The organism is Alkalihalobacillus sp. BA299, from assembly GCF_017745675.1.
Lineage (GTDB): Bacteria > Bacillota > Bacilli > Bacillales > Bacillaceae_F > Alkalihalobacterium.
Genome location: NZ_JAFLJM010000040.1, coordinates 1 through 9,861 on the forward strand (window position 1 = coordinate 1; position 9,861 = coordinate 9,861).

Annotated in this window: 11 protein-coding genes; 8 read left to right on the forward strand and 3 right to left on the reverse strand. The window is 37.6% G+C overall.

The features are described 5' to 3' along the window. Positions 1-139 precede the first annotated feature (139 nt). A complete protein-coding gene (locus tag J0N78_RS25120; RefSeq protein WP_247747543.1) occupies positions 140-1,615 on the reverse strand; it encodes an aminotransferase class I/II-fold pyridoxal phosphate-dependent enzyme in 1,476 nt (491 codons plus the stop codon). 605 nt (positions 1,616-2,220) lie between these two features. Here J0N78_RS25120 and J0N78_RS25125 point away from each other — a divergent pair. Both J0N78_RS25125 and J0N78_RS25130 read left to right on the forward strand, forming a co-directional pair. Further along, positions 2,221-3,180, forward strand: coding sequence for an NAD(P)H-dependent flavin oxidoreductase (locus J0N78_RS25125; protein WP_209125820.1), 960 nt, complete (start codon positions 2,221-2,223; stop codon positions 3,178-3,180). A gap of 30 nt (positions 3,181-3,210) precedes the next feature. Further along, entirely contained in the window at positions 3,211-3,474 is a 264-nt protein-coding gene (locus tag J0N78_RS25130) for a UPF0223 family protein (protein ID WP_209125821.1), read from the forward strand. Between the two features lie 68 nt (positions 3,475-3,542). On the opposite strand, the gene J0N78_RS25135 is transcribed toward J0N78_RS25130, so the two are convergent. Further along, complete coding sequence (locus J0N78_RS25135; protein WP_209125822.1) at positions 3,543-4,172, reverse strand: YktB family protein; 630 nt, start codon at positions 4,170-4,172, stop codon at positions 3,543-3,545. Between the two features lie 174 nt (positions 4,173-4,346). Between J0N78_RS25135 and J0N78_RS25140 the strand changes: the two genes are divergently transcribed. The 3 genes from J0N78_RS25140 (at position 4,347) to J0N78_RS25150 (ending at position 6,429) form a co-directional block, all read left to right on the forward strand. Further along, positions 4,347-4,535, forward strand: coding sequence for a hypothetical protein (locus J0N78_RS25140; RefSeq protein WP_209125823.1), 189 nt, complete (start codon positions 4,347-4,349; stop codon positions 4,533-4,535). 194 nt (positions 4,536-4,729) lie between these two features. Next, positions 4,730-5,539, forward strand: coding sequence for an inositol monophosphatase family protein (locus tag J0N78_RS25145; RefSeq protein WP_209125824.1), 810 nt, complete (start codon positions 4,730-4,732; stop codon positions 5,537-5,539). Further along, positions 5,536-6,429, forward strand: a complete 894-nt coding sequence (locus J0N78_RS25150; protein WP_209125825.1) for an NAD(P)-dependent oxidoreductase — start codon at positions 5,536-5,538, stop codon at positions 6,427-6,429. The genes J0N78_RS25145 and J0N78_RS25150 overlap by 4 nt, the downstream gene beginning before the upstream one ends. A gap of 55 nt (positions 6,430-6,484) precedes the next feature. Here J0N78_RS25150 and J0N78_RS25155 read toward each other — a convergent pair whose 3' ends face one another. After that, a complete protein-coding gene (locus J0N78_RS25155; protein WP_209125826.1) occupies positions 6,485-6,670 on the reverse strand; it encodes a DUF5325 family protein in 186 nt (61 codons plus the stop codon). A gap of 219 nt (positions 6,671-6,889) precedes the next feature. Between J0N78_RS25155 and typA the strand changes: the two genes are divergently transcribed. From typA to J0N78_RS25170, 3 genes are read left to right on the forward strand one after another with little or no spacing between them, the layout of a single operon-like run. Continuing rightward, a complete protein-coding gene (gene typA / locus J0N78_RS25160) occupies positions 6,890-8,731 on the forward strand; it encodes a translational GTPase TypA (RefSeq protein ID WP_209125827.1) in 1,842 nt (613 codons plus the stop codon). Positions 8,732-8,768: 37 nt separating this feature from the next. Beyond that, positions 8,769-9,092, forward strand: a complete 324-nt coding sequence (locus J0N78_RS25165) for a YlaH-like family protein (RefSeq protein WP_307795007.1) — start codon at positions 8,769-8,771, stop codon at positions 9,090-9,092. Between the two features lie 5 nt (positions 9,093-9,097). Continuing rightward, positions 9,098-9,367, forward strand: a complete 270-nt coding sequence (locus tag J0N78_RS25170; protein ID WP_209125828.1) for a hypothetical protein — start codon at positions 9,098-9,100, stop codon at positions 9,365-9,367. Positions 9,368-9,861 lie beyond the last annotated feature (494 nt).

Below are 9,861 nucleotides of genomic sequence, written 5' to 3' on the forward strand. Positions count from 1 at the left end.
TCTAGTGGACTTCGCTCTCCTCCTTACGATAAGTCAACATCGACTCGTTAGCACTCGCCGTGTTTCCTTTATCTCATACGGGAGGGCTCCAGTCCATACGTCGCTAAACGGGCGCTTCCGCTTTTCTTACATTAATTTGTTATTGAATGGGGCGTCTTTCTTTTATTACTCGAATTTGCTTGAAGGATGAATCCTCTGGACCTTGAACAGGTAATCCTGCATTTAAATTTTCCTGAATATAATCGATATTTCCATCGGTTATGACTTCTCCAGGAATTAGAATAGGTATTCCTGGAGGATATACCATAACGAATTCAGCGATTATTCTTCCAGCTGAGTATTCAAAAGGTATAACCTCTGTGTCAGAATAAAAGGCATCTCTAGGTGTGAGGGCAAGTGTAGGGCTATTAGGAACATATACAGAAGCAGTTTGTCTTGATTCAATTTTATCTTGATGTAGCTCAGATAGTTCCTGTAAGGCATTAATTAATGCTGTTGTTTCTTTTTTTGTATCACCGAATGTAATAATACATAGGATGTTGTATAAATCGGACAGTTCAACTTCAATATTATGTTTCTCGCGTAACCAAACTTCTACTTCGTACCCTGTAATGCCTAAGTCTTTTATTGAGATGATTAATTTAGTGGGATCATAATCATAGGCAGCTTTTGAACCTAGAATTTCTTTTCCGACACAATATAGTCCATTTATTGTATTGATCTCTTTCCTTGTATTTTGTGCTAATTGGATGGAATTCTCAATCATTTCTTTTCCTACAGTCGCTAATTGTTTACGAGCAACATCTAGGGATGAAAGAAGTAAATAGGATGTTGATGTTGTTGTTAGCATGCTAATAATAGCCTGGACACGTTTAGGGGACACTAAACCTTCTCTAATATTAAGAACTGAACTTTGAGTCATCGACCCACCTAGTTTATGAACACTAGTTGCTGCCATGTCTGCACCTGCTTGCATCGCTGATAATGGCAGATCATCATGAAAGTGAATGTGTACCCCATGAGCTTCATCAACTAGTACAGGTATATTGAAGCGGTGTGCGATATTGACAATTTCCTTTAAATTTGCAGAAACACCAAAGTACGTAGGGTTTATTACGAGTAATCCTTTAGCATCAGGATGTTGTTTTAATGCTTTCTCTACTGCCTGAGTTGTGATCCCATGGGAAATCCCTAAATTTTTATCAATTTCAGGGTGTATAAAGATTGGATTTGCTCCTGAAAAGATAATCGCAGACATGATCGACTTATGAACATTTCTTGGTACAATAATTTTATCTCCAGGTCCACAGACACTCATAATCATAGTCATGATTGCTCCACTCGTTCCTTGAACAGAAAAAAAGGTATGGTCAGCTCCAAATGCTTCAGCAGCAAGTTCTTGTGCTTCTTTAATAATTCCGTGTGGATGGTGTAAGTCATCTAGTGGCCCAATATTAATTAAGTCTATTGATAAGGCATTTTCACCTATAAACTCTCTAAATTCAGGATCAATCCCATTTCCTTTCTTATGTCCAGGAATATGAAATTGGATAGGATTTTTTTTTGCATGGTTTTTTACTCCTGTATAAAGTGGAGTTAGATGTTGTTGCGACAACCGATTCACCTCTTCTATCTTCTAATTGCAAGTTGTCACCTTGCACATAAAACAAGATTGAGTATATCAAAAATAAATTGAAAAGCAATGAAAATTTTGCTTTTTTGAGGCTGTTTTCTTAAATTTTATTTTTTTTGACAGTAGTCAAGCATCCGCTTGAATACTGTCAAAAAAATCAACTAGCATCAATCTTTTAGGTAGGCTGTTTTCGTAAACTGTGTTGCTTTTGGACAGTTTTTTGAAAATAAAATAGCCTTTTCAAGACAAATTCATTTGTCTGAACGGCTATTTTATTTTCAAAACCTTCACGCTATGCGTGAAGAGCCAAGCATCCGCTTGGCTTACGGTCCAAAAGCTAAAAGCATCAATCTTTAAGGTAAGAGTCTTCAATAACAAAAATCTAAATTTTATGTAGGGTTTTCTTAAATGAATGTCGAAATAAAAAGTGACCGCTTTCATTGACGCTTATTTCGTTTTACTAATACTCAAGACAGAGGATAAAAGGAACTCCACTCTTAAGTGAGTTTCACTTTGGTATTTGTAAAATGATGCGTTATTAGTTTGGTTTATGAAAGAAATGATATACAACGTAAGGAGGATTTATCATGCTTTGGGAAACAAGAGTAACAAAAATGTTAAATATTAAATATCCAATTATTCAAGGTGGCCTAGCTTATTTAGCATATTCGGATTTGGCAGCTGCAGTATCGAATGCCGGTGGTCTTGGACAAATAACGGCGATGTCCCTTAGTACACCTGAAGAATTAAGAAAAGAAATTCAAGCGGTAAAAAAGAAAACAGACCGACCATTTGGTGTGAATTATGCGATCGGTCAACATGGAAGGCCATTTGAGCATATGTTAGAAGTGGCTATTGAAGAAAAAGTACCAGTAGTTACAATGACAGGAGGTAATCCCGCTCCCATTTTTGATATGTTAAAAGGGGTAAATACGAAAAAACTTGTTCTTGTTGCCGCAAGAAGGCAAGCAGAAAAAGCTGAAGAGCTTGGGGCAGATGCTGTTATGGTAGTTGGTCAAGAAGGTGGAGGTCACTTGGGAAGATCAGATACAGGAACAATGGTATTAATTCCACAAGTGGTGGATTCTGTTTCTATCCCAGTTATAGCTTCTGGTGGAATTGGTGATGGAAAAGGATTTATGGCAGCACTTGCATTAGGTGCAGAAGGTATAGAAATGGGAACTCGCTTTATTGCGACAAAAGAATGTGTTCATGCTCATGAAAATTATAAGCAAAAATTAGTCGAAGCGAATGAAATGGATACCGTGGTGATCAAGCGCTCAATCGGAGCTCCGGCTCGCGCAATTAAAAATGAGTGGACCGAAAAAATACTTCAAGTTGAAGAAGAGTCACCAACATATGATGCATTAAAAAATTTTATTAGTGGAGAAGCTAATAAAAAGTATATTTACGAAGGAAAAGATATAGAAGGCTTTGGCTGGGCTGGTCAGGTGATGGGAAGAATTAAAGACGTTCCGACTGTTCAGGAGCTTTTTGACCGAATGATTAAAGAAGGTGAAGACATTCGAATCCAGTGGAGTAAATAACTTTAAATTTAAAAAGGTGGAGTTTTTAAAATGGATATGCCAATTTCTTTAGATTGGAGTAAGGAAGAGGTTATAGACGTAATGGCTTTTTTTCAAGCGGTTGAAGAAGCCCATATAAGTGGAGTTGACCGAGCAAAGGTTTTATCATTATATCGTCGTTTTAAAGAGATTGTTCCTTCTAAGAGTGAGGAAAAGCAATTGTTTAAACAATATGATCAAGAATCAGGTGTTTCATGCTATCACGTTATTAAAAAAGCTCGTGAAAATGAACATATTCAAAAAATAAAGATCTAATACAAACCAGGCAAAGGGAATGGATACCTTTGCCTGGTTTTTTTCAATTTGTAAGACTTACTTAATAGTTAGGAACTGTGTATGGGGCTAGTTAAGCGATATAGGGGAGAAAGTGTTGTAAATGTTTCATCAATACGTTTAATGAGCTTGTCCGCATCTGTAACTACTGGATCATTTCGGTTAATATGTATACCGCATAAAATTTCAGCTTTTTTTACATCGCGAAGACGTTCAAATAAAGCTTGTAGATCAGCTTCATGATGAGAAGTTGCTTCCGGTTTTGTATGATCGCCTGACCAGACAAAATGATCTGGGATTTGTTGTTTTATTGTTGCTATTTCCTCTAATAGGTGTTTTGCAAACTGTTGTTTGATTGGGCATTCATAAATGACAGCAAACCAAACGAAGAGATGTGTTTCGAATAACCCGATCTGAAAATGTGGGAGCATTTTATATCCACGATTACTATTTGCAATAGCAACCCATGTGTCTTTTGGAGGGTTTACTTTTCTTCTCGCATGCTTAGCGACGTGATAGAACATTTCATCACCAACTAATGATGATAAAGTAGGGGCAAAGTGTTGACCTAGTACTTCAAGTTTAGGACGTATTTTTTCTTTTAATTGGTCCATACGTGGCTCTAGTCCATCAATCGTAAAGATGTCAAAATCTTCCCTTGAAAATCCTGTAAATGCCATAATATCACCTTCATACTTTTTTTTTCATTAGTTTACCACAAATATCAAAACGGTTGTGCCATTTTGCTAATGTCTCTCATATGCTATAATAACAAAACAATAATCTGAATATTCGGTTAAATCATTTTTGGACACGATTTTAAAATTATTGAAATTTAAGGGGTGTGAATTTCTATGGAACAAGTCATTCAAGCCTTCAAACGAAGGGATGCAGAATTAAGAATCCCAGTCCTCCGTCTAGAAATTGATTATGAGTTAGCGACTTTACACGATGCTATGTTAGCTGAAGATTTAGAAACAATGAACAGATGTAAAAATAAACTGAAAAAACTTAGTCAAGAACTACTTTTATTAGAAGCATAAACGGTTATTATAGCACGGACTGCGCTCCGTGCTTTTCAATTTAACATGTTATTATTTTTCATACCTAATTATAGTATTCTCAATTTTTTGAATTTGTTCATGGTATATGTCTTTTCTTAAAATGAATATTTATGTCATAATAAATCATAACAAAAAGCTTACTTGCTGTACTCAAATAGGGGGTCTTTATATAGATGAATGAATTGGATTGGCTCAAAATAAAGCAAATGGCTATCATGTGGGTAAAGGAAGCAAGTAATCAATTAAAGGCTTCATTAGTTGAAACCATTCGTGTTGAAACAAAATCAAGTCCAGATGACCTTGTTACGGAAATGGACCGAAAGATTGAACAATATTTTTTGCGGAAAATTCAGGCTCATTTTCCAAACCATGCATTTCTTGGTGAAGAGGGGATTAGTGGTGAGGAATATAAAAACCGTGACACAATCTGGATTATTGATCCGATTGACGGAACAACGAATTTTGTTCATCAACAATATAATTTTGCGATAAGCGTTGCTGTTTATCATAAAGGTGAAGGTAAGGTTGGATTGATATATGATGTTATGAATGATGATTTGTATCATGCCATGGCAGGAGATGGGGCTTATAAAAACGATGACCGTTTAGAAAGATTAACACCTGTTGACATTGATAAGGCTATTATTGGTCTCAATGCACGCTGGCTTTTATATAAGAAAAAAGCAAACCACCTGACAATGATTGAATTAGTTGACAAAGTAAGAGGGGTTCGCTCATACGGTTCAGCAGCATTAGAAATGGCTTACGTTGCTTCAGGCCGGTTAGATGGATATGTTAGTTTAAAATTATCACCGTGGGACTTTGCTGCTGCTCTCGTGTTACTTAAGGAAGTAGGTGGATGTTATTCGACTTTTTACGGAGAATCATTAGCTATCCTGAAATCTAGCTCTGTATTCGTAGGAAGACCTCAATTTCATCAAAAGGTCATTCAGAAGTTTGTACATAAGGAGTTGAAATCATGAAAATAGGTTTTATTGGGCTTGGCACAATGGGCCTTCCAATGACGAAAAATATTTTAGCTGCAGGTTATAATACATATGTTGTAAGTAGAAGTCGCCCACCGATTGAAGAGGTCGTAAAATTTGGAGCGAAAGAGGCCAATAGTCCTAAAGAGTTAGTTGAAATTTGTGATGTTGTACTAACATGCTTACCTCTACCACAAAATATTGTTGACGTATATGAAGGTGACCGGGGGATTATAGCTGGAGCCACTGAAGGAAAAATTATTATTGATCATTCGACCGTGAGCCCAGAGTTAAATCATCGACTGAGTGATGAGTTAGCGGGTAAAGGTGCCATGTTTATGGATGCGCCTGTTAGTGGAGGTCCGATGGGAGCAAAAACTGGAACGTTGACGATCATGTGTGGTGGAGATGAGAAAGTCTTTAAGCGAACGTATAATCTATTGAAGGAAATTGGTGATTATGTCGTTCATGTCGGTCCGATTGGAAGCGGAAGTGTCATTAAATTAATAAATAATATGTTAGTAGGAGTTCATACCGCGGCTTTATCAGAAGCATATGTGATGGGGGCAAAGGCAGGGGTCAATCCACAAGTATTATATGACATTGTAAAACGAAGCTCCGGTTTTTCAAAAAGCATGGACTGGTCTGTAGAAGCGATTATGGATAGAAGATTTGAACAGCGATTTAGTATTAATTTATTACATAAAGATATGGGACTTGCAATTGATCTAGCAGAGAACCTCGGTGTTCCGATCGAACTTGTTGAGCATTCAGAAAACATTGTACGTCGAGCAAAAGAATATTACGGTACAAATGATGTTTCTGCAATTATTCGTCCGTTAGAACAAAAAGTTGGGGTTGAAGTTAAGCGCTGGAATAATAAATAAGCTATATAACATAAAAGAGAGTCGATTGGGTAGATTTACCCAATCGACTTTCTTTCTATATTTCTTCTGTTTCTCTAAGCTTCTTTCTTAAGGAAAAGCCAATCCCACAAGCGGCTGTTATTCCAATTAGTGAAAGTATTCCAATTAGAATACTACGTTCAGCGATCGCCACACCAATAGCCATAATACCGATTACGGTCACAATAGCAAGCGTTAAAAAAAGTACATTCTCTTTCTTCACACTAGTTCCTCCTGATTTTTTCAATTCAAATAATAAGTACTTCCATTCTACCTTGAATTGGACAAAAGAAAAAGGCAAAGAATATGACAATATAGTTAAACATCATCATAATAGTGGAAAAAAATTTGTTATTTAAGGATAAGTTATCGCTTATTTTTTATTTATGATATAATTAGACAGTTATAATAACCTGTATAAGGATAGGAGCGTTTAATTAGCATGAATTTACGTGAAGATATTAGAAATATAGCCATTATTGCCCACGTTGACCATGGAAAAACAACTTTAGTAGATCAATTATTAAAACAATCAGGTACTTTCCGTGAAAATGAACAAGTTGACGAGAGAGCGATGGACTCAAATGCCTTAGAAAAAGAGAGAGGCATTACGATTTTAGCAAAGAATACCGCAATCAATTACAATGACAAACGAATTAATATTTTAGATACACCTGGTCACGCTGACTTTGGTGGTGAAGTAGAGCGTATTATGAAAATGGTGGACAGTGTTTTGTTAGTTGTTGATGCATACGAAGGAACGATGCCACAAACGAGATTCGTTTTGAAAAAAGCATTAGAACAAAAATTAAGTCCAATAGTTGTTGTTAATAAAATTGATAAACCTTCTGCTCGTCCAGTTGAGGTTGTTGATGAAGTGATTGACTTATTAATCGACTTAGGTGCAGATGAAGATCAACTCGAATTTCCTGTTGTATATGCTTCTGCGATTAATGGAACTGCGAGTGCAGACCCTGAGAAGCAAGATGATGATATGTCTGCATTATTTAATGCTATTATTGAGCATACGCCAGCTCCTATTGATAATAGCGATGAGCCGCTTCAATTCCAAGTGACGATGCTCGACTATAGCGACTATTTAGGACGTATCGGGATTGGTCGTGTTTTCCGCGGCACAATCGAGGTAGGTCAGCAAGTAGCACTTATGAAAATTGACGGATCAGTTAAACAATTCCGTGTAACAAAAATCTTTGGTTTCTTAGGCTTAAAGCGAATCGAAATCCAAAAAGCACAGGCTGGAGATTTAATTGCAGTTTCAGGAATGGAACAAATCAATGTTGGTGAAACAGTTTGTCCTGTCGATCAACAAGAAGCGTTACCAATTTTACGTATTGACGAGCCGACTTTACAAATGACCTTCTTAGTTAATAACAGTCCATTTGCTGGTCGTGAAGGAAAACATGTAACGAGTCGTAAGCTAGAAGAACGATTGAAATCTCAGCTTGAAACAGATGTTAGTTTACGTGTTGAAGATACAGATTCACCGGATGCATGGACAGTTTCAGGTCGTGGTGAACTTCATCTTTCCATATTAATTGAGAACATGCGTAGAGAAGGGTACGAGTTGCAAGTATCGAAACCAGAAGTTATTATCCGTGAGATTGACGGGGTGAAGAGTGAGCCGGTTGAACGAGTTCAAATTGACGTTCCAGAAGAGTATACAGGTTCTGTCATGGAATCACTCGGAGCACGAAAAGGTGAAATGATCAATATGACGAACACGGGTTCAGGTCAAGTTCGTTTAGAGTTCATGGTTCCTGCTCGAGGTCTTATTGGGTATACAACAGAGTTTTTATCACAAACGCGCGGTTATGGTATTATTAACCATTCATTTGATTCTTACCAACCTATGATTCAAGGTCAAGTTGGTGGTCGGCGTCAAGGTGTTCTTGTTTCTATGGAAACAGGTAAAGCGTCTCAATATGGTATTATGGGTGTGGAAGATCGAGGTACAATTTTTGTTGAACCAGCAACAGAAATTTATGAAGGAATGATTGTTGGGGAACATAATCGTGAAAACGACTTAACGGTAAATATTACAAAAGTGAAACAAGCAACAAATATTCGTTCTGCAAATAAAGAACAGACGGTAAGTATGAAAAAGCCGCGCATATTATCATTAGAAGAGGCACTTGAATATTTAAATGAAGATGAGTACTGTGAAATCACACCAGAATCTATTCGCCTTCGTAAAAAGATATTAGATAAAAATGAACGTGAACGAATTATTAAGAAGAAAAAGCTAGCTAGTCAGTCGAATTAAATAATTTACTACTCATCTGGAGAAGGAGGGGATCAGCGTGGAGGAAACAATACCTGAAATTGATGTTGAGTCATTATCATGGTTACCACGGATAGTAGCTGAAAACCCGCAAATGGGTCTTTGGATATATTTAGCGATTGTTGCCTTATCGATTGTTGTGTTTAATTTAGGGTTTGCTCGAAAGTTACCAATTTTAAAGGTAGTTATTGTTTATATTGCACTATTTGTTGGATGTATCATTATGTTCTTCTTAGCTTTGATGGGCGCGCCTATTATTGAGGTTCTACTCATTTCAACAGCTATTTTAGGCATATATAAGTTAAGATTGCTGCAAAGAAAACGGGAAGAGGCAAGAGGATAATTTCGATGAATTTACAGGACGCAATTTATAATTGGTTATCGATAAAAGTAGTAAGGGAAGCTAGACCAGATGATCAGGCGGCAATCGATACGTATGATTTTTTTACTACGATTTTAACGGAGGATCATCAACTAGAACAAATCGATGTTGAAGTTGTTGCTCCTATGTATATCGTTCATTACGTAAAAGAAGGTCAAAAGGAGCAAAAACAATTTCCTATTGAACTTATTGAGGCATTACTAGAGCAAATCCAATCTGAACCGAAATTTAATTAAAAAAAACAGGCTGTTGAGTAAAGACTCAACAGCCTGTTTTTGTCACAGCTGAGAAAGCCCCTTCCGCTTTTCTTGATGTCTATCTAGTTCCAGGCGCCATCGGCTCGAGTCGCTTCGGTCCATCAAGAGTGTCCAAAGAGCGGGACACTCATTGCTAGCCCTCCAGCGCTCGTCGCCGATAAGCAGGCCCCTTCCGCTTTTCTTAATGTCTAGTTCCAGCGCCTAGCGCCTAGTGGACTTCGCTCTCCTCCTTACGATAAGTCAACATCGGTTCACTACCGTTCACCGTGTATCCTTTATCTCATGCGGAGGGTTCCAGTCCATACGGCGCTGAGCAGGCGCTTCCACTTTTCTTAATGTCTAGCTGCAGGCGCCATCGGCTCGAGTCGCTTCGGTCCATCAAGAGTGTCCAAAGAGCGGGACACTCATTGCTAGCCCTCCAGCGCTCGTCGCCGATAAGCAGGCCCCTTCCGCTTTTCTTAATGTCTAGTTCC